General features: G+C 72.0%; 15 protein-coding genes and 2 pseudogenes. 9 read left to right on the top strand and 8 right to left on the bottom strand.

The window, feature by feature from the left end; all coding sequences use genetic code 11:
* Positions 1-177 precede the first annotated feature (177 nt).
* Entirely contained in the window at positions 178-1,233 is a 1,056-nt protein-coding gene (locus ACFULQ_RS06785; protein WP_383539090.1) for an AraC family transcriptional regulator, read from the top strand.
* 297 nt (positions 1,234-1,530) lie between these two features.
* On the opposite strand, the gene ACFULQ_RS06780 is transcribed toward ACFULQ_RS06785, so the two are convergent.
* A complete protein-coding gene (locus ACFULQ_RS06780) occupies positions 1,531-1,977 on the bottom strand; it encodes a peptidase inhibitor family I36 protein (protein ID WP_383539087.1) in 447 nt (148 codons plus the stop codon).
* Positions 1,978-2,117: 140 nt separating this feature from the next.
* Between ACFULQ_RS06780 and ACFULQ_RS06775 the strand changes: the two genes are divergently transcribed.
* The gene (locus tag ACFULQ_RS06775; protein WP_383539085.1) at positions 2,118-3,101 is read left to right on the top strand and encodes an ArsR/SmtB family transcription factor; all 984 of its coding nucleotides are present in this window, start codon (positions 2,118-2,120) and stop codon (positions 3,099-3,101) included.
* Between the two features lie 38 nt (positions 3,102-3,139).
* Here the strand turns inward: ACFULQ_RS06775 and ACFULQ_RS06770 are convergent, their stop codons facing one another.
* From ACFULQ_RS06770 to ACFULQ_RS06760, 3 genes and pseudogenes are all read right to left on the bottom strand, one after another.
* On the bottom strand, positions 3,140-3,703 hold the full coding sequence (locus tag ACFULQ_RS06770; RefSeq protein WP_383539117.1) for a WD40 repeat domain-containing protein: 564 nt from the start codon (positions 3,701-3,703) through the stop codon (positions 3,140-3,142).
* A gap of 24 nt (positions 3,704-3,727) precedes the next feature.
* Positions 3,728-3,817, bottom strand: a pseudogene (locus ACFULQ_RS06765) (hypothetical protein); the annotation flags it as partial.
* Positions 3,783-4,370 (bottom strand): annotated as a pseudogene (locus tag ACFULQ_RS06760) (helix-turn-helix domain-containing protein); the annotation flags it as partial. The pseudogenes ACFULQ_RS06760 and ACFULQ_RS06765, both read right to left, overlap by 35 nt.
* Positions 4,371-4,504: 134 nt before the next feature.
* Here ACFULQ_RS06760 and ACFULQ_RS06755 point away from each other — a divergent pair.
* The 3 genes from ACFULQ_RS06755 (at position 4,505) to ACFULQ_RS06745 (ending at position 8,621) form a co-directional block, all read left to right on the top strand.
* A complete protein-coding gene (locus ACFULQ_RS06755) occupies positions 4,505-5,707 on the top strand; it encodes an acyltransferase family protein (RefSeq protein ID WP_383539082.1) in 1,203 nt (400 codons plus the stop codon).
* Positions 5,708-5,942: 235 nt separating this feature from the next.
* Positions 5,943-7,154, top strand: a complete 1,212-nt coding sequence (locus tag ACFULQ_RS06750; RefSeq protein ID WP_383539080.1) for a hypothetical protein — start codon at positions 5,943-5,945, stop codon at positions 7,152-7,154.
* A 168-nt stretch (positions 7,155-7,322) separates the two neighbouring features.
* Positions 7,323-8,621 carry a glycosyltransferase gene (locus ACFULQ_RS06745; RefSeq protein WP_383539078.1) on the top strand — a complete coding sequence of 433 codons (1,299 nt, stop codon included), beginning with the start codon at positions 7,323-7,325 and terminating at the stop codon, positions 8,619-8,621.
* A 350-nt stretch (positions 8,622-8,971) separates the two neighbouring features.
* On the opposite strand, the gene ACFULQ_RS06740 is transcribed toward ACFULQ_RS06745, so the two are convergent.
* Positions 8,972-9,211 (bottom strand): hypothetical protein, encoded by a 240-nt coding sequence (locus ACFULQ_RS06740; RefSeq protein WP_383539115.1) that lies wholly within the window; start codon positions 9,209-9,211, stop codon positions 8,972-8,974.
* On the opposite strand from ACFULQ_RS06740, the gene ACFULQ_RS06735 reads away from it, so the two are divergent.
* From ACFULQ_RS06735 to ACFULQ_RS06725, 3 genes are read left to right on the top strand one after another with little or no spacing between them, the layout of a single operon-like run.
* Positions 9,123-11,891, top strand: a complete 2,769-nt coding sequence (locus ACFULQ_RS06735; protein ID WP_383539077.1) for an ATP-binding protein — start codon at positions 9,123-9,125, stop codon at positions 11,889-11,891. The genes ACFULQ_RS06740 and ACFULQ_RS06735 overlap by 89 nt on opposite strands.
* Entirely contained in the window at positions 11,888-12,724 is an 837-nt protein-coding gene (locus tag ACFULQ_RS06730) for an alpha/beta fold hydrolase (RefSeq protein ID WP_383539075.1), read from the top strand. Before ACFULQ_RS06735 ends, ACFULQ_RS06730 begins: the two co-directional genes overlap by 4 nt.
* A 59-nt stretch (positions 12,725-12,783) precedes the next feature.
* The gene (locus ACFULQ_RS06725; protein WP_383539073.1) at positions 12,784-15,744 is read left to right on the top strand and encodes a BTAD domain-containing putative transcriptional regulator; all 2,961 of its coding nucleotides are present in this window, start codon (positions 12,784-12,786) and stop codon (positions 15,742-15,744) included.
* Position 15,745: 1 nt separating this feature from the next.
* On the opposite strand, the gene ACFULQ_RS06720 is transcribed toward ACFULQ_RS06725, so the two are convergent.
* From ACFULQ_RS06720 to ACFULQ_RS06710, 3 genes are all read right to left on the bottom strand, one after another.
* Complete coding sequence (locus ACFULQ_RS06720) at positions 15,746-16,573, bottom strand: class I SAM-dependent methyltransferase (RefSeq protein ID WP_383539070.1); 828 nt, start codon at positions 16,571-16,573, stop codon at positions 15,746-15,748.
* A gap of 159 nt (positions 16,574-16,732) precedes the next feature.
* Positions 16,733-17,503, bottom strand: a complete 771-nt coding sequence (locus ACFULQ_RS06715; protein ID WP_383539067.1) for an SDR family NAD(P)-dependent oxidoreductase — start codon at positions 17,501-17,503, stop codon at positions 16,733-16,735.
* 91 nt (positions 17,504-17,594) lie between these two features.
* On the bottom strand, positions 17,595-18,389 hold the full coding sequence (locus ACFULQ_RS06710) for a class I SAM-dependent methyltransferase (RefSeq protein WP_383539065.1): 795 nt from the start codon (positions 18,387-18,389) through the stop codon (positions 17,595-17,597).
* Positions 18,390-18,597: 208 nt separating this feature from the next.
* Between ACFULQ_RS06710 and ACFULQ_RS06705 the strand changes: the two genes are divergently transcribed.
* Positions 18,598-19,125, top strand: coding sequence for a DUF6584 family protein (locus tag ACFULQ_RS06705; protein ID WP_383539062.1), 528 nt, complete (start codon positions 18,598-18,600; stop codon positions 19,123-19,125).
* The last annotated feature ends 95 nt before the right edge of the window (positions 19,126-19,220 follow it).

Here is a 19,220-nt window from a genome sequence, read left to right as displayed (position 1 = left end):
GGTCCTCTCGGGGGGCGGGGCGTGCCCCCGCGTTCTGTAGGTACTGGGGCCCGCCCCCGTTGGGGGTTCTGTGCTGGCTGGGCGTCGCCAGGCAGACGGGAAACGACAGGCCCTAGCAGGGCCGGAACCGGACGCGCATGCCTAAGGTGGTCACGAGTACGGCCCTGGAGAGAAGCCATGCCCGAGGCGCCCCGTCCGGAGAACGGCACCACCCGCAGCACGTCCGCGACGATCTCCCCGAACATCCTGCGCTATCTGGGCCAGATCACCGGGGAGTACGGCGTCGACCTCGGACCGGAGCTGACACACGTCGGTCTCACCGAGACCCTGATGCGGTCGGCGGCGCTGCGCGTCTCGTACCGCCAGGGCAGCACGGTCATCCGCCGCGCCGTCGAACTCACCGGTGACGAGAACCTGGGCCTGCGGGTCGGAGCCGCACAGCACCTCACCGCGTGGGGCCTCCTGGGCTTCGCCATGCTGGCCAGCGACACCCTCCAGGTCGCCATCGAGGCGGGGGTGCGCTTCCAGAACGTGTCCGGGGCCATGACCGTCTGGTCGGCCGGCCGGGAGGGCGCGGACTACGTGGTGCGGGCCGACCTCCCCGATCCGATGGTCGACCCGAAGGTCGGCGTCTTCCTCGTCGAGGAGGCGTTCTCCAGCGTCGTCTCCCTGACCCGTCTCGCCGTGGGCACCGACCTCGGACCCCAGGAGGTCCACTTCGCCTTCCCCGCCCCGCGCGACGTCCAGCCGTTCCGCGACCTCTTCCGCTGCCCCCTGCGCTTCGGTGCCTCCGGCAACCGGCTGGTGGTGCCGCAGGCATGGATCAACCGGCCGATGCCGGGCCGCGATCCGGTCACGTACGCCTCGACGCTCGAACTGCTCGAAGCGCAGATGGCCTCACGTCGCCGACAGCAGGACCTCCTGGAGGTACTGGAGATCTCCGTCGCCCAGAGCCTCCCGGTCGTCCCCTCCTTCTCCGAACAGGCCCGCAGGCACGCGTCGAGCGAACGCACCCTGCGCCGCCGCCTGGCCGACTGCGGCACCTCCTACGAGGCGCTGGTCGAGGGCGTGCGCCGCGAACGCGTCGAGCAACTTCTCCACCGCCCCCACCTCACCCTCCGCGAGGTGGCGCGCCAGGCAGGCTTCTCCGACGAGCGCGCCCTGCGCCGGGCGGTCCGCCGCTGGCACGGCATGGCGCCCTTGCAACTGCGCCAGGGCCTCCTCGACGAGTAGGGCGGGAACGACGCCATGTCAGGGGCCGGGACCGCATCGGACGTAAGCCCCCACCGGCCGTAGCCACTTGCGGGCCTCTCACCCCAGTGGCTGGGGGAAGATCACGCGGAGTGTCTGGACGCGTCTGCTGCGGCGGATCATCAGCCAGGCCAGGGCCGGCGGGTAGGGTTCGGAGACGCCGGCGGGGTGGCCGCGCTCGCCCGGCGTGCTCAGGACGCCGAGCAGTTCGGTCTGTGGCGGCCACGCGCACGTATCGGCGGGACCCGGCAACCCGGGGCCCGCCGACCCGTCACCCGGTCATGAGCAGGAAGTGCGCCACCGGTGGGAGCGGATCTTGGTGTTGAACTCTGATCCGAAGCCACCGTTCTGCGCCCAGCAGTAGTGGTCGCCGGTGTAGTTGGCGCCGGTGTAGAGGACGACCCAGTTGTACGACGACGACGTGCCGCGGTTGTAGATCGACCTGACGACCTGGTTGTCGGCCCACGAACACTGGACGTCGCCGCTGTACCAGTCAGGGTCGGCGTTGCTCCATGAACACCGGCTGCCCGTACCGTTGTTGCCGCTGTAGACGCACACGCTGCCGCTGTTGCACTCCCACGCCTGCGCCGTCGCACTCGCGGAACTCGGTGCGATCAGGCCGAGGGCGGCCGTGGCGAGAGTGAGCGCCGCGGCGACGAGGCCCCGGCGGCCCCGGCGGAGGATGCGGCTGGACTTCCGGTCGTGCTCCTGCTCGTACGGGAACATCTCGTACCTCTCTGGTGGACTGCGCCAACGGGCCTACGGCTGGCGGGAATTCATGCTTCCCGGCCCCGCATATCGCTGTCATGCTCATGCGAGTCCACTGACACTTCGCAGGTCGGCACCAATACCCCACGGGGAAACGGATGCTCCGCTTTCACTTCACGTCCGAGGACCTCACCAGGGTCAGAGTGGCGACCGAACCACACGCACTCTGGGAGATCGCGGCCAGTCTGCACAGGCTGCAGACCCGCGAAGGCCGCTGGGCCTACGCACCCTGGTTCCGCACCACACGTGACTCGTTGCGCCTGGCCGGGCTCGAACGGACGGTCAAGACCTTCCTGTTGCCGCTCTTCCCGCGCGCCAGCTACTTCCCCGACCTCCTGACCCCACCGGAGGGCACCCAAGGACTGGACGCCGGGCTGGAGGCAGTCCTGGCGACGCCGTGCGAGCGGGTCGCGCGCGAGGTCGACGCGCTCAACCGGGTTGTCGGAGCACCGGCCTGGACACGCCGACTCACCGAGTTGGACCTGCGCGAACAACTCGTGGGCGCCCTGCGCGCCTACCACCGTGCCGCGATCGCCCCACACGAGGAGTGCATCCAGGAACGTCTGCACGCCGAACGGACCCGGCACGCCCACACTCTCTTCCACGCGGGCACCGAAGGCCTGCTCGCCGGACTGGGCCCTACGATTCACTGGCGGCCACCGGTCCTGGAGATCGACCCGTATCCGGAACACCGCGACGTCCACCTCGACGGGCAGGGACTGCTCCTGATCCCCTCCCACTTCTGCTGGCAGGCACCCATCGCGCTGGCCGACTCCGGCCTCCCGTCCGTTCTCCTCTACCCCCTCCACCACCAGCCGACCACGACCGCCCTCACGGACCCCACACCGCTGAACGCGCTGCTCGGCCCCACCCGCGCCGCCATCCTGAGAGCCAGCGCGACCGGCTCCACCACCACCGAGGCCGCCCACCGGGCCGGCGTGACCCCCACAACAGCCAGCCACCACACCGCCGTACTACGCGACACCGGCCTCATCACCAGCCACCGCCAAGCCAACACAGTCCTGCACACCCTCACCCCACTCGGAGCCGCCCTACTCCAAACCCGGCCACGCAACCGCTGACCCCGTGCAACATGTCATGCGATCAAACCGGCAGCACGTCACCCCTCCCCCAGATACCGGGACCGTTCCCGAGGGGTGAGATCCCTGTTCACGGCCTCGTGTATGCCCCGGATCGCGCGAGCCGGGTCCGGCAGGTCCACATCCCACAGCCCGACTCCCCTCACGCCGCTCACGCCGCTCACGCCGCTCACGCCGCTCACGCCGCTCACGCCGCTCACGCCGCTCACGCCGCTCACGGCGAGGGTGCGCCCGTCGGGGCTGAGAGCCGGTGGCTCCGCCTCGCCTCCGGTGCTGAGGCCGCCCCGGAGCCGGGCGGTGCGCACATCCCACAACTTCACGGAACCGCTGCCACCCCCCACGGTGACCAGCGTGCGCCCGTCCCGACCGAACTCGAGGGACGCCAGCATCCCGGTCCCCGGCTTGAGGATGCCGCGCGCGCGGCCGTTCGCGGAGTCGACCAGCTCGACCTCGTCGCCGTCCGCAGCGATGACGGCGACGGCGAGTGTACGGCCGTCCGGCGCGAACTCGCCGCTCTGGACAGGGCCGTCACCGCCGCTGCGGACAGTGCGCAGTGCGCCGGTCGACAGCTGCCAGATCCGCACCGATCCCTCCAGGCCAACCACCGCGAGCCGTGTCCCGTCCGGGCTGAAGACGAGCACGCGGACCGGATTCTCGGCCCGGCTCCGGCGCAGCCGCCCGGGCGAGAAGGGCTGCATGGGTCCGGGCGGGATGCTCGCCGGGGGTCAGGATCCTGATCGCGGTCGGTCGCGTGGACGGCTCCTGGTCCCGCTGGAGGACGGGTATCAGTCCGGCCCGCAGCAGGGAGGACTTGCCGCTGCCGGAAGGGCCGAAGACGGCCGCGAACCGTCGACGGCGCAGCAGGCCGGCCAGGTCGGCGGTGAGCTCCTCGCGGCCGAAGAACAGGGCGCTGTCCGTGGTTTCGAACCGTGCCAGGCCCCGGTACGGGGCGGTGGGGCCGAGGTCGTCACGGGCGTGGGCGGCGGACTCCTCCATCGCCTCCTTCCACCGGGTCTCCCACGGCCGCGTCTCGCCGCCGCAGGCCTTGACGTAGGCCAGGGCCACCGGAAGCGTCGGCAGCTGCTCGCCCGCGGCCGCCTGCGACAGCGTGGTCACCGAGTAGCCCGCCCGGCGGGCCATCGCCCGGTAGGTGATCCCGCCGGCCTCGGCCCGTAGTTCGCGCAGCGCGGACGCGAACCGCTGGACCGGGCCCGCCGCCGGATCCACCGGCACCTCACGGCGACCCGCCACATCCTCACCCCTCGCCTCGTCGTTGTTCGGCCGCCGGAACGGTACTGCCGAACAATCCCCCGGCCGCTGAACTCAGGTCGGGGCACGGCCGATCGGGCCGCCCGACACATCACCGCGAAGGACTCTGCCACCCTATGGAATCCCCACCCCCCACCCCTGCCGCACGGCTGGGCTGGCTGGACGCGCTGCGCGCCATCGCCGCACTCGTCGTGGTGTTCGACCACGCGTCGTACACCTTCATGCCGGACTTCCGGCGGGAGCTGATGCCGCAGTTCAACACCAGCCGCTACGGCATCCTGGTGTTCTTCCTGGTGAGCGGGTACATCATTCCCGCGTCGCTGGAACGCCGGGGCTGCGTGCGGACGTTCTGGATCGGCAGGGTCTTCCGGTTGTACCCGCTGTGGGCGGCCGCGGTCGGCCTGTTCCTCGTCGCCGGGCTGCTGGGCGTCGCGCGGACACGTGACTACGGCCGGGAGAGCGCTGCCGAGGTGGTCGTCGCCCACACCACCATGCTCCAGGAGCTGCTGGGCACGCCCAGTGCCCTGCTCGTCCTGTGGACCCTCTCGTACGAGATGGCCTTCTACCTGCTGGTGGTGGGGCTGTTCACGGTCCGCCTGCACGAGCGGTCGGTGGCGGTCGCCGTGGTCCTGGCCGTGGCCGCCGCGGTATGCGGCACGACGGGGCTCGCGCTGCCGTCCTCCGCCCTGTCCCGGGCGGTCGGCACCGGACCGCTGATCGCGTTCGCCGCCGTCACCATGGTGGCCGCCATCGGGTGCGCGAGCGCCGGGTCGCGGACACTTCAGTGGTACGGCGGTGTGACGGGCGGAGTGCTGGCACTGGTCCTGGTGGCGTCGAACGGCACGGTGCCGCTGTGGGAGGGGCTGGTGATCCTCGCCGTGATGTTCCTCGGCACCGCTGTCCACCGGGCCGAGAACGGTGCCGGCAGCTGGCGGTACGTCGCGGCGACCGCTGGCGTGGTGGTCGTCTGCGCCGTGGGGAGCGCGTGGCGCTACGGCGACGGTGACCAGTTCACCCGGCGTGGCTGGATCCTCGCGTTCCTGCTGGCCCTGCTCACCTTCGGCGCCGGGCTGGCCTCACGCCACCGGCGCATTCCCCGTGCCCTGGCCTGGCTGGGGGCGATCAGCTACTCGGTGTACCTGGTGCATCCGGTGCTGCTCGCGGTGATCGACGGTACGGTCGGGCGACGGCGGCAGGACGACGTCGTTCTCGCCGTGGCCTTCTTCGCCGTGCTGTTGCCCCTGTGCGCGCTGACCTACCGCTACGTCGAGGTACCGGGCCAGGCCCTGGGGCGCCGGTTGGCGAGGCGTATGCGGTGACACCCGGCCGGCGGCGATGACCGTCTCTGCCGGCGGGCTCAAGATTGACGCCAACCGGTCCCGGCACACCCGACTTCGACCCCGGCATTCCGCTGCGGCCGCGCCCGACGTCATGAAGACTGAGTCAAGTTCCCGTGCGACGAGCCGTGTTGCCCACGGGAACTCTCCATGCGCGACGTGACACAGCATCACCAGTGCCCTTCCGAAGAAGTCCACGAGACGGGGAATTCGCGTCATGAGCATCGGCATCAGAGCCCTGCGGTCCGCGGGCGCCGCCGCCATCACCCTGGCCACCCTCTGTACCCTCACGCTGGCCACGGCCCACACCACGTCGGCCCACACCACGTCGGCCGACACCGGCCCGACGACCGACGCGGCCACCGACCTGCCCCTCCCGCCCGGCGCCAACTCCAGCTACCCCGCCGCCATCAACGACGACGGGGTGATCGTCGGCTACACCACCGTTTCCAACAACCAGATGTCCCCGACCCGTTGGAACCCGGACCTCAGCCCCACGACACTCCCGCTGCTGCCCGGCGACCCGATGGGCTACGTCGAGTCCGTCAGCGACGACGGCACCGCCGCCGGCTGGTCGGGGAGCCACCCGGTGCGCTGGCCGCCCGACGGCACGGTCACCCCGCTTCAGCCGCTGCCCGGCGACACCTGGACCGTCCTCCGCGCGATGAGCCGCACCGGTATCGCGGTGGGAGAATCCGCGCTCGGCGGGACCTACCACGCAGTGAAGTGGCGCCCGGACGGCCAGGCCGTCCCGCTCGCTCCGCTCAACGGTGACACCCTCGCCTTCGCCCTCTCGGTGAACAGCTCGGGCACAGTCGCCGGTGTGTCGTTCTCGGACTACAACGCCTATCACCCCGTGAAGTGGAACCCGGACGGCACTCCCGTCCCGCTCGATGCGACCTCGGCCTACTCCACCGCGTGGGTCGTCCGGATCAACGACGCCGGCACCGTGCTCGCGCGAGAGGCCGTACCGACCGGCGGCACGAGGAACCAGTCCCGCTCCGTGACCTGGGGCGCCGACGGCACCGTCACGGACCTGGGCCCACACTCCATCGCGAACGACATCAACGCTGCGGGCACCGTCGTCGGACGGCAGCTCGGAGCGGACAACATCGACTACACCGCGACGAGTTGGAGCCCTGACGGCACCGCCACGGCGATCGGCTCGGCGTACGAGTACACCACGGCCGTCGCCGTCAACGACGCCGGTGTCTCCGTCGGGCACACCGGGGTCAAGGTCCCCTCCGATGAACACCGTTATGCCCTGCGCTACGAGGCCGACGGGAGCCTCACCGAACTGAACGTGACACCGGACGCCAGCAACTCCTACGCCACGTCCATCAACAACACCGGCGCGGCCGTCGGCGTCCGGATCACCTTCCCGACACCGGGAAACTCCACGCGCACCGCGGTGATCTGGCGGCCGTAGCCCCCGGACAGTTCGCCGCCTCGGAGGCAGAGCCTCGGAGGCAGACCCGGGTGCTGCCTCCGCACCCGCTCTCCACGAACTCCGGCCGCTCAGCGGATGCCGCACTTCTTTTGCACAACGGTTTCCTACGCTCCGACGGCACCGCCCACCGAGCGCAGGGAGTCATCCGTGACACTGATCGTCGCCGCCGCATCGCCGTTTCACGGCCATGTCCAGCCCATCCTCACCGTCGCATCGGACCTGGTGCGGCGCGGGCACGAGGTCGTCGTACTGACCGGGAGTCGGTTCGCCGACGATGTTCGGGCCGCCGGTGCCCTCCATGTGTCGTTGCCGCCCGCCGCGGACTTCGACGACCGGCAGCTCGACCTGTACTTCCCGGACCGCACCGCCTTCCCGCCGGGCCCGGCCCAGTTGGAGTACGACCTGAAGCACGTCTTCGGTGACCAGACACCCGCCCAGTACAGCGCGCTGCGGACCCTGCTGGCCCGTCGGTTCCCGGCGTCCGTGGTCATCAGCGATCCGCTGTTCCTGGGGGCGACAGCACTGAGTCTGTCCGCTCCGCCCGGCCGCCGACCGGTCACCATCGGCCTCGGCATCACCATGCCGACCCTGCTGAGCGAGGACGCGCCACCCATCGGGCTCGCGATGCCGCCCCTGGTCGGGGAGGACGCCAAGAAGCGGCACCGAGAAATGAACGACCAGGTCAAGGACGTCTTTTCCGGCGCCCAGCGGCACATCGAGGAGAACTTCGGAGAGAGCGGCACCGAGCTGCCCGGGTTCATCCTCGACTGTCTGATCACCGCGCCGGACCACTATCTCCAGTTGACCGTCCCGGAGTTCGAGTATCCGCGCGGTGACCTGCCGCCCTCGTTCCGGTTCGTCGGTCCGCTGCCCGCCGTACCGCGCCCGCCGCGGCCGCTTCCCAACTGGTGGGCGGAGGTGGAGGACGCGGAGCGACCGGTCGTCGTGGTCACCCAGGGGTCGTTCGCCAACCGTGATCTCGGCAGGCTCGTACGGCCGACGATCGACGCCCTGGCCGCAGAGGAGGTCCTCGTGGTGGCCGCGACGGGGCGCGCGGACGGGCCGGCCGTGATCGAGGCCGCGGGACCCGTGCCGGCGAACGCGCGCATCGAGGGGTACGTCCCCTTCGACCTGCTCCTCCCCCACACGTCCGTGCTGGTCACCAACGGCGGTTACGGCGGCGTGCACGAGGCACTGCGGCACGGGGTACCGCTCGTGGTGGGGGGCGACGGCGAGGACAAGCCGGAGGTGGCGGCCCGCGTCGAGTGGAGCGGAGCCGGGATCGATCTGCGCACCGCGGATCCCTCGCCGGAGGAGATTCGGGAGACCGTACTGGCTGTGCTCGCCGAGCCCGGGTACCGCGAGCGGGCCGGGGCCCTGCGGGCGCGGTTCGAGCGCCATGACGCACTGGAGGCCATCGCGGAGGTGGTCGCGGCGGCCCCGTAGCCGCCCCCGAGCGGCTCGTCCGGCCGGAACCGCCCTTGCGCCACGCCTGAAATGTCCTGCCCCGTGAGTGCCGCCTCCGCCGCTGCCTAGCATGTTGTCCGGCAGGGCGGAGGACGGGGGAGGTCGGGGCGATGACATCGATGCCACTGCGGTTCGCGGTGCTGGGGGAACTGCGGGTCTGGCGGGACGGGATCGAGGTGGAACCGGGGCCGCCGCTGCGCCGCACCCTCCTCGCCCTGCTGCTGGCCAGGGCGGGCTCCCCGGTTCCGTTGCCGGACATCGTCGACTCCCTGTGGGCGGACCGGCCTCCCGCTCGTGCGGTGAACATGGTGCACCGTCATGTGGGCGCCTTACGGCGGCTGTTGGAGCCGGGGCTGCCGCAGCGGGCCGAGGGCGGTCTGCTCCTGCGCGGCGGTGGCGGCTACCGGCTCCTGGTTCCGCCGGACTCCGTGGACCTGCTGCTCTTCCGGCGACTGGTGGCGAGGGCCCGGGAGCACGCCGATGTACGGCAGGCCGTCGAGACGTACGCCGACGCGCTCGCCCTGCGTCGCGGCCGGGCCGCCGGATGCCCGGCCCGGGCACCCGCGCATCCCGTCTTCACCGAGCTGGACAGTGAGTACGACGCCGTCGTGCGCGAGGCGGCCGAGGTGGCCCTGCGCGGCGGCATCGCGGAGCGCGTCCTGCCTGCCCTGTCCGAGAGCGGCTCGCCGCCCGCTCGACGAGGGACTTCAGGCCTCGCTCGTCCTCCTGCTCACCGCCACCGGTCGCCGGGCCGAGGCGCTGCACGTGTTCCGTTCGACGGCCGACCGGCTCGCGGAGGAGCTGGGCGTCGATCCCGGCCCCGAGCTGATCGCCGCGCGCATGCGGGCGAACGCCGAACCGGAGCCGGAGGGCTCTTCGTGGGGCACACCGGCCGAACTGGGGCCGGAGGGCATTTCGAGCGGCGCACCGGCCGAACCGGGCCCCGCAGACCTCCCATGGCACGCGCAAGCCGAACCAAGCCACGCAGACCTCCCATGGACCGCGCAAGCCGAACCGGGCCCCGCAGGCCTCTCATGGCACACGCAAACCGACCCGACACCGGAGACTCGCCCTCCCGCCGCCCCGCCGCTCCCCTCCATCCGCCCCGCTCAACTGCCCCCCGCTCTGCCGGTCTTCGTCGGCCGGGCCCTACAACTGAACCGCCTGCGAACCCTGCTCGACAGCACCGGCACAGGAGACGACAGCGCCGGCGCAGGAGACGACACCCCCGCGCCCACCGTCGTGATCAGCACCATCTCCGGCCCGGCCGGAGTCGGCAAGACCGCCCTGGCCGTACACCTCGCACACGAGGTGGCCGACCGCTTCCCGGACGGGCAGCTCTACGTCGACCTGCGGGGTTTCGACCCCGCCGGACGGCCCACGCCACCGCGGGACGCCCTGCGGGGATTCCTGGACGCACTCGGCGTACCGGCCGCCCGCATACCCGAAGGGCTCGACGCCCAAGCCGCCCTGTACCGCGGCCTGTTGGCCGGCCGCAGACTCCTCGTCCTGCTCGACAACGCGCGTGACGCCGCTCAGGTCCGGCCGCTGCTGCCCGGCACGCCCGGCGCTCTGGTGCTCGTCACCAGCCGCAACCGGCTCGGCGGCCTGGCCTCCGCCGAGGGCGCCCACCCGGTCACCCTGGGCACGCTCACACCGGCCGAGGCACGCTCAGCCCTGGCCCTGCGCCTCGGCGCCGAACGGGTGGCCGCCGAACCTCGGGCAACGGAGGAGATCGTACGGCTCACAGCGCGGCTGCCCCTCGCCCTGGCCATCGTGGCCGCGCGCGCCACTGACCGGCCGAAGTTCCCGCTGGCAACGCTGGCCGAAGAGCTGCGGAGCGCGCATGGAGGCCTGGAGGCCTTCCGCGACGCCGACCCCTCGATCGACGTACGAGCGGTGTTCTCGTGGTCGTACGACGCACTCGGTTCCTCCGCGGCCCGTATGTTCCGGCTGCTGTCCCTGCATCCCGGGCCGGAGCTGACCGTCCACACGGGCGCCGCGCTCGCGGGTGAACCCGTCTCCAGGGCGCGGGCCCTGCTCGCCGAGCTGACCGACGCGCACCTCGTCACCGAGCGCACACCCGGCCGGTATGTCTGCCACGACCTGCTGCGTGCGTACGCCACCGAACTGGTCCGGGCCACCGAGAGCGAGGACGAGCGGCGGGCGAGCCTGCGGCGGTTGCTCGACCACCTGCTGCACACCGCCCATGCCGCGACACTGCTGTTTGACCCCCCGACGGCCGTGATCACCCCGGTCGCGCCGGCCGAGCCCGCCGCCCCGCCGCAGCCCCTCGCCGACGCGGCGTCGGCCCAGGCCTGGCTCACCGGCGAGCGGGCGGTGCTCCTCGGCGCGTTCCGGCAGGCCGTCGACCTCGGACTCGACACCCACGTCTGGCAGTTGGCGTGGTGCTTGGAGCGCTTCCACGAACGGTTCGGCCACTGGCCGGAGTATCTCGCCCTCCAACAGGCCGCCTTGGAGGCCGCCCGGAGGCTCTCCGACCCCTTGGCCCTCGCCCAGGCCCACCGCGGGCTCGGCCGGGCCTGCATGATGCTGCGGCGGTACACCGAGGCCGAGGAGCATCTCCGTGCGTCCCTGCGCGAGTTCGGCCGGGACACGGGCGACGACGGCAGCGGAAGGGCGCAGTGCCTGCTCGCCCTCTGGACACTGATGACCCGACAAGGCCGGTTCAGGGAAGGGTTCGACGAACTGGCGCCCGCCCTCGGCCTGTCCCGGGCGTCAAGTCGGCGCAGGGGTGAGGCCGATGTGCTGGTGGCGACGGCCTGGGGGCAGGCTTGTCTGGGGGACGGCCTGGGTGCGCTCACCCACGCACACCGGGCACTCGCCCTCTTCCAGGAGCTGGAGATCCCCGTCGCCGAGGGCTACACCTGGGACACCCTCGGCCACATCCACCGTCAACTCGGCCAACACACACGGTCGGTGCACTGCCATCGACGTGCCGTCGGCCTGTTCCGGGAAGCCGGAGACCTGTTCAACGAGGCGTGTGTGCTCGACCGGCTCGGCGACGCCCATCACTCGGCCGGTGATCCCACCGAGGCTCTGCGCGCCTGGCGGAGCGCGCGGAACGCGCTCCACGACTTCGACCCCGTCTGGGCGGCCGAGGTGCAGCGGAAGCTAGACCGCCATCAGCCGCGGCCCCCGGTCACAAGCCAGGCACACTTCGTCCACTGCACCCTGCCTACGCTCCCGCCGTCCACCAACACCCCTCCACGGGAGCGAGTCACATGACGTACACGATGATCCACGGCAACCGGCTGTTCCACACCGACGAGGGACCGGCCGGAGACCGTGCGGGCGAGACACTGCTGCTGGTGCACGGCGGGGCCTGCGACTCGCACGACTGGTCGGCCCAGATCGGGGCGTTCTCGGCGCGGCACCGGGTGATAGCCCCGGACCTGCGCGGACACGGCCGGTCCACCGGGATGACGGGAGGCATGCGCCCCCGTGAGTTCGCCGCGGACCTCGCGGAACTCCTCGACGGCATCGACGCCGGTCCGGTGGTCGTCGTCGGACACTCGATGGGCGCGGTGGTCGCCTCCGTCCTCGCGGTCGAACACCCGTCGCTGGTACGGGCCGTCGTCGCGGTCGACCCCGGCTACGGCTTCGAGGCGGAGTTCGCGCCGCAACTGGCCGCGGCCTTCCGGGTACCCGACCCGGTCGGTACCGCCGCCGCGGTCCTCGGCGGTCTGGAGAACCCCGCCGCGGCCGGGCCCGAGGCCGAGGCGCTGCGTGTCTGGCACCGCCGACGGATCCTCGGCATGGACCCGATGACCGTACGGGACGTCTTCCACGGCCTGTTCGACGAGGCGGCCGCCCCGCTGACCGTGCGGCCGGGCGTCGAGACCTACCTGTCGCGCCGCGCCTGCCCGGTGCTGTCGCTGTCGGCGGCCGCCTCACTCAAGGCCAAGGGGATCGACGGGGGCTGGGAGGAGGCGCTGAGCCGGCACCCCTACAGCGCGTCGGCCGTCCTCGAGGACGTCGGGCACTGGCTGTTCCAGGAGCGGCCGGCCGAGTTCAACGCGCTGGTCCTGGGCTGGATCGAGGGGCTGCCGGCCGCCTGACCGCACACCAACAGGGCACGAAAACGGGACACGGGGACACGGGGACTACGAGGGTGACGATGCGGTTCGAGGTACTGGGACCGGTACGAGTCTGGCGCGACGGCAGGGAGGTGGGGCTCGGCGCGGCCCAACAACGCCTGCTGCTGGCCCAGTTGATGGCGCACGCCGGGCTGCCCGTGCCCATGGAGGAGTTGCAGCACGCCCTGTGGGGCGAGGCGCCGCCGGGCTCGCCCGCGAACGCGGTCTACCGCCACATCGGTGTGCTGCGCCGGCTGCTCGAGCCCGAACTGCCGCTGCGGGCACCCGGCCAGTGGCTGGTACGGGACGCCGGCGGCTACCGGCTCAACGCCACCCCGCAGACCCTGGACCTGCTGCGCTTCCGTGAACTGGTGCGCCAGGCACGGCAGAGCGGGACCCGCGACACGGAGGCGGCCGTATCGATGCTGCTGGAGGCGCTGCACCTGCGCACCGGCCCGGTCGCCACCGGCGTACCCATGGAGGCGCGCTCCCACCCCGCGTTCAACGCCCTGGAGCGTGAGCACCTGACGGTGGTCAAGGAGGCGGCCGACGCGGCGGTGGCCACGGGCCGGGCCGGGCGGCTGCTTCCCGTCCTGCACCGCGCCGCCACCGAGCACCTGCTGGACGAACCGCTCCAGGCACGGCTCGTCCGGGTGCTCGCGGCCACCGGGCAACGCGCGGCGGCGCTCAACACCTGGCAGAAGGTACGTGCCCGGCTCACCGCCGAACTGGGCGTCGAACCCGGCGCCGAACTGCGGGCCGCGCAGGCGGAGGTACTGCGCGAGGACGCCCGGACGGATCCGCCCGAGCCGAGCCGCGGGGATCGCGGCGCCCCGGTCCGACTGACCGTGGTTCCGGACACTCCGGCGCCGGACATCCCCCGTCCGGCCACGCCTCAGCCGACGGCCCCTTTCGTCCGCCCGGCTCAACTGCCCCTCGACCTGGCCGCGTTCGCGGGCCGTCGGTCCGAACTCTCGCAGGTGGCACAGCTGTCCGCGAAGGATTCGTCAGGGAGCCGGATCGCCGTGATCAGCGGGATGGGCGGCATCGGCAAGACCACGCTCGCCGTGCGCTGGGCGCACCGCGCCGCCCACCGCTTCCCCGACGGGCAGCTCCACATCAACCTGCGCGGTTTCGACCCGGGCGGCACCCCGGCGGATCCGGCCCAGGTGCTGCGCGGGTTCCTGGAGGCGCTCGGCGTGCCCCCGGCGCGCATACCCGGCGGGGCGGACGCCCAGGCCGGGCTCTACCGCAGTCTCCTGGCCCGGCGCCGGGTGCTGATCCTGCTCGACAACGCACGGGACGCCGAGCAGGTGCGCCCGCTGCTCCCCGGCAGCCCCGGCTGCCTCGTGATCGTCACCAGCCGTGACCGCCTGCTCGGCCTGGTCACCGCCGAGGCCGCCCGGCCGCTGGCGCTCGACCGGCTGCCCGACGCGGAGGCCCGCGAGTCGCTCACGCGTCGCCTCGGCGCCGACCGGGTGCTCGCCGAACGGGCGGCCGTCGACGAGATCATCTCCCGCTGTGCGGGGCTCCCGCTGGCACTGGCCGTCGTCGCCACCCGGGCCGCCGCCCACCCCGATTTCCCGCTGGCCGCGATCGCGGACGAACTGCGCACCGCCCACGGCAGTCTGGACGCGTTCACCGACGCGGATCCGGCCGGGGACGTACGGGCGGTGCTCTCGTGGTCGTACCGCGCGCTGAGCCCGGGCGCCGCCCGGCTGCTGCGGCTGCTGTCGCTGCACCCGGGCCCGGACGCCACGTTGTCGGCCGGGGCGGCCGTCACGGGCGACGAATCGGCGACCGTCCGCTGTCTGCTCGCCGAACTCACCCGCGCCCACCTGCTCATCGAGCACTCCCCCGGTCGCTACGCCTGCCACGACCTGCTCCGTACCTATGCGGCGGAACTCGTGGTGGAGCACGAGGACGCGGGCGCGCGGGACACCGCCGTACGGCGGCTCCTCGACCACTACCTGCACACCGCGCACGCCGCCGGCCGTGTCTACTCGCCTTTCTGGCGGCTCCATCCGCTGCCCCCCGCCACCCCTGGGGCAGGTCCCGAATCCTTCGCCGACGACGGAAGCGCACTGCGCTGGTACACGGCCGAGGCGCGCGTGCTCGCCGCCGTCGCCGAACGGGCGGCCACCCTCGGGGAGCACGCCCATGTCTGGGGCCTGGCCTGGGCGTTGGAGCGGTTCATGGACCGGCAGGGTCACTGGCACGACTCCGCGGCCCTCCAGCGCCTCGGCCTCGACGCGGCCGTCCGCGACGGCCACCGCACGGCCCAGGCCCATCTGCACCGCGGTCTGGCTCGCGCCTCGGCCCGCCTGAAGCGGTACGACGAGGCCCGCACCCACATCCGGCACTCCCTCGGCCTGTTCGCCGAACTCGGTGACCGGCTCGGCCTCGCCCACGCCCACCGCAGTCACGGCTGGCTGCTCGACCGCCTCGGCGGTCACGACGGAGCGCTCGACGCGGCCGGCCGGGCGCTCGTCCTCTACCAGGCCCTCGGCGACCGGGTCGCGGAGACCAGCGCCCTGCACGCCCTGGGCTGGACCCACGTCCTGAAGGGCGAACACCGAAGGGCCGCCGCCTACTTCGAGAAGGCCCTCGCCGGACTCGAAGGGCTCGACGGCACCCGGTATGCCGAGGCCGGTGCCTGGGACAGCCTCGGCATCGCCCGCCACCATCTCGGCGACCACCTGCGGGCCGTCGCCGCGTACGAGTGCGCGCTACGGCTCTACCGTGAGGTCGGCGACCTGTTCAGCGAGGCCGGCACGCTCCGCCACCTCGGCGACACCTACCTCGCCACCGGCGACCCCGGCGCGGCCCGCACGGTCTGGGAACGCGCGGTGCGGCTCCTGGCCGGGACCGACCCGACCGCGGCGGAGGAGCTCCGTGCCCGTCTGCTGGCCCTCGGGGACGAGGTGCCCGCGCCGCGGATCGCCCTCGTGGCCGCGGTGGACGAGGATCTGGCCCGGATCGCCGGGGCAGAATCCGAGTGACTCACTCCTTGCGGGCCCAGGCGCCGTACTGGACAGGACCCTGGATCTGGCTGCCCAACTCCCCCACCGCCTTCTCCAGTTGGTCCGGCAGGGTGTCGTCGGCGACGAGGCCCTCGGGCAGGGACAGCCCCGTCCGTTCCAGCACCGGTGCGAGGCTGCGGACGGAGTCGGCGACCCACCGGATCACCGGTGAGGACACATCGGTGCCGACCGGGGTCAGGCATTCGACCGTCGGGCTGGGCAGCCCGGCGTCCAGGAAGGCCCGGGTGAGTCGGCGGCCGAAGTCCGGCGGGGTGCCGCCGCGCCGGTACGCCTCGGCGAGGAGGCGGTAGCTCTCGTCCCAGACGGGGCTGGGCGGCCAGCTGGAGTACTCGTTGGTGAGGTCGATCTCGTGGAACACCATGACACCGCCCGGCCTGAGGAAACGGGCGAAGCGCCGAAGCGTGCCGGCCGGGTCCGGCTGGTACAGCAGGACGAACCGGCCCACCACGGCGTCGAACCGTTCCTCGGTGTCGAAGTCTTCGAGGGCGGCGAGATCGAAGGCGAGGCTGTCGCCGAAGCCTTCGTGCTCGCCCCGGCGGCGGGCCTTGTCGATGACGACCGGATCCCGGTCGATTCCCACGACCCGGCCTCGCGGACCCACGATGCCCGCGGTCAGCATCGAGACATCGCCCATGCCCGACCCCAGGTCCAGCACCGACATGCCGGGCACCAGGCCGGCGGCGCGCAGGAAGCGCTCGGTCCACGGGCGCAGGATCCGCGCCTGGAGCATGAGCCGTCGGTGCTCCAGGTCCGAGCTTCCGAGTATGTACACGTCCTGGTCCGTCATCCCGCGTCCTCCTGCTGGTTCCGCTTGCTGGTAGGGCTTCCGCCGCCGACCGACGGCATCGAGGCGGACCCTACGGAGCGCTTGTGCAGGTCAAGTGGGCGCGTTCTGACCGGACGCGGGGCCGCGGCCACTGGACGCGTCGCCGTGGGCGCATTCTCGTCAGCCGGCGGCCAGTCTCCGCAGCACCCAGGAGGAGACCGGCGTGGGCAGGGTGCTCAGGGTGCGGACCAACGTCGCCGTGGGCCACGGGAAATACGCCTGCGCCGATTCCCTCTCCAGGGCCCGTACGACATGGCGGGCCGCCCGCTCCTGGCTGATCTCAAACGGTTTGGGCAGGCCGTCCCCACTGGTGCGTTCGGTGGCAACGAAACCTGAGTGCAGGGAAGTGAACCGGATGCCCTCGGGCGCCAGTTCGACGCGGGCGGCGTCGATGAGCGTGCGGACGGCGGCCTTCGCCGCCGAGTACGGCCCCTGCCGGGGGATGCCCATCAGCCCTGCCAGGGAATTGGTGTGAGCGATCAGGCCGCCGCCGGACTGTCCGCGCATCTGCTGGATCAGCGGGACGAGGTAGTTGACCACGACGTCGTAGTTCAGCGCCATGATCCGTGACAGGTCGGCGACGCTCACTTGGTCCATGCGCATGTCGGGTCCCTGGCCCGCGTTCAGGAGCGCGACGTCGACCGTGCCGTACGCCTCGACGGCCGCCGCCACCACCTCGGCGGCCGCCCCGGCGTCCAGCGCGTCCGCCGGGATGTCCTGGCAGGCGCTGCCCGCGGCCCGTATGTCCCGTGCTACGGCGGCGAGTTCGGCCTCGCGCCGGGCTGTGATCACGAATCGGTTGCCACCGCGGGCGAGCAGCCGGGCCGTCTCGGCGCCGATGCCCGACGAGGCGCCGACGATCAGGATCGTCCGGTCGGTGATGCGTGCCATGCCGTTCCTCCGCTCGGTGGCGTCAGCGTAGACGGGGCGAGTGGGCGAAGTGTGCACGTCCGGATCCACACGGCCATGAGACCCTCCCGCCTCATCCTCCGGGCTTGCCCGCCAGCGTCGCAAAGTAGTGCGACATGTAGTGAGCGGACGCGTTCGATTGGTGCGGCGCCTCCGTGAACCCGGTGATGGCGAACCCCGCCGCGAGCTGCCCGCCGATCTGATCGGCGAGGGTGTGACTGTATTCAAGCGGGGCATCCGCACCGAACTTCGCGGCGCGTTCCTCGGCGGAGTAATGCGTGACATCGCTGTAGGGCAGCTTGTGTACGACGATCAGCTCGCCGCGCTCGTCGAGCGCCTCGTGGTCGAACAGGTACGCATCAGGGTTGAGGAAACCCGCGAGCAGCCGTCCGCCCGGTCGCAGAACGCGGAAGCACTCACGCCAGACCGGCGCCAAGTCCGGTACGAACAGGTTGGAGACCGGATGGAACACGACGTCGAACGTCGCGTCGCCGAAGGCACTGAGGTCGCGCATGTCGCCGAGGACGGTGCGCAGTTCGAGCCCGTCGCGCGCCGCCACCATCCGGTCCTGACCGAGCTGGCGGGGTGAGTTGTCGAAGACGGTGACCCGCGCCCCCGCCGCCGCGAGGATCGGACTCTGCTGACCGCCGCCGGACGCCAGGCACAGCACGTCCTTGCCGGTCAGGTCCGCCGGCAGCCAGGAGCGGTCCAGCGGCTCATGGCCGACGAGCACAACCGACCAGTCGCCCCTGCGTGCGCGCTCGACATCCTCAGCACTCACCGGCCTCGACCACTCGTTGCCCTCCTGGACATACTTGTCCCAGGCTGCCCGATTGTGGGCGACAGGGTCGACAGCAATGTCCCGCACGTTCAACTCCCTACAGCGGCCGGCGGACCTGAGGCACTGACAATTCCGCGCCGCCAGCCAACACCAACGCAGGGTGCGGGCTCAACGGAATTGGCGGGCATCTGGTACCGGGGTCCCGGAAGCCGTAGAACGTGCGCCGTTGCAGCAGGCGAGCGCTGAGCGTCAAACCAGGTCGACGTGGATCAGTGCGGTGCCCGATCATGCGTTCATGCCCCTGAGAGAGACCCTTGCCCGAATTGATGCAGACCTGGCCGCCGGCCGGGTCCCCGTCGCACGCCAGCGGCTGCGAGGTCTCGTCTCGTCCTTCCCCTACGATCTGACGCTCCGCCGACGCCTGGCCGAGGTGTACCGGCTCTACGGCGACGCCGCCGAGGCCGGACGCTGGATGTACCTCGAAGAGGACCGCGACGCCGACGAGACCGCCGCCTTCGAGGCGCGCTACAGGTCTCCCGGGCAGCGGATGAAAGTTCTCGCCTGGCGCGGCCCCGAGACGTTGGCCGCCACCGCCTTCGCGGAGGGGCAGCTGGTCGCAGTGCGGACCGCCTGCGCCGAGCAGCTGGGACACCCCGTCGACTGGGACGACCCCGCCACTTACCGGGACGGCCTGGAGGAGCAGTACGAGGCATCCTCCGAGCCGTGGACGGTCGGCGGTGTGCTGGCGGGCGTCGGCTGCCTGGTGGGCGCCCTCGCGTTCCTCGCGATCTGGGTGAACGGAGTCGTCGCACTCTTCGACTGACCGATGTCACCAGGGCGGGTGGGGTGCGCCGCTGCCCCACGGAATCCTCGCGCCAGAGGCGGTCGCATCATCACCGCCCACCCCCGCTGCACGTC

This window comes from Streptomyces sp. NPDC057253 (assembly GCF_042669125.1).
GTDB lineage: Bacteria > Actinomycetota > Actinomycetes > Streptomycetales > Streptomycetaceae > Streptomyces.
The sequence above is the reverse complement of the archived record's forward strand: the minus strand, read 5'-3'. Positions and strand labels throughout refer to the sequence as shown.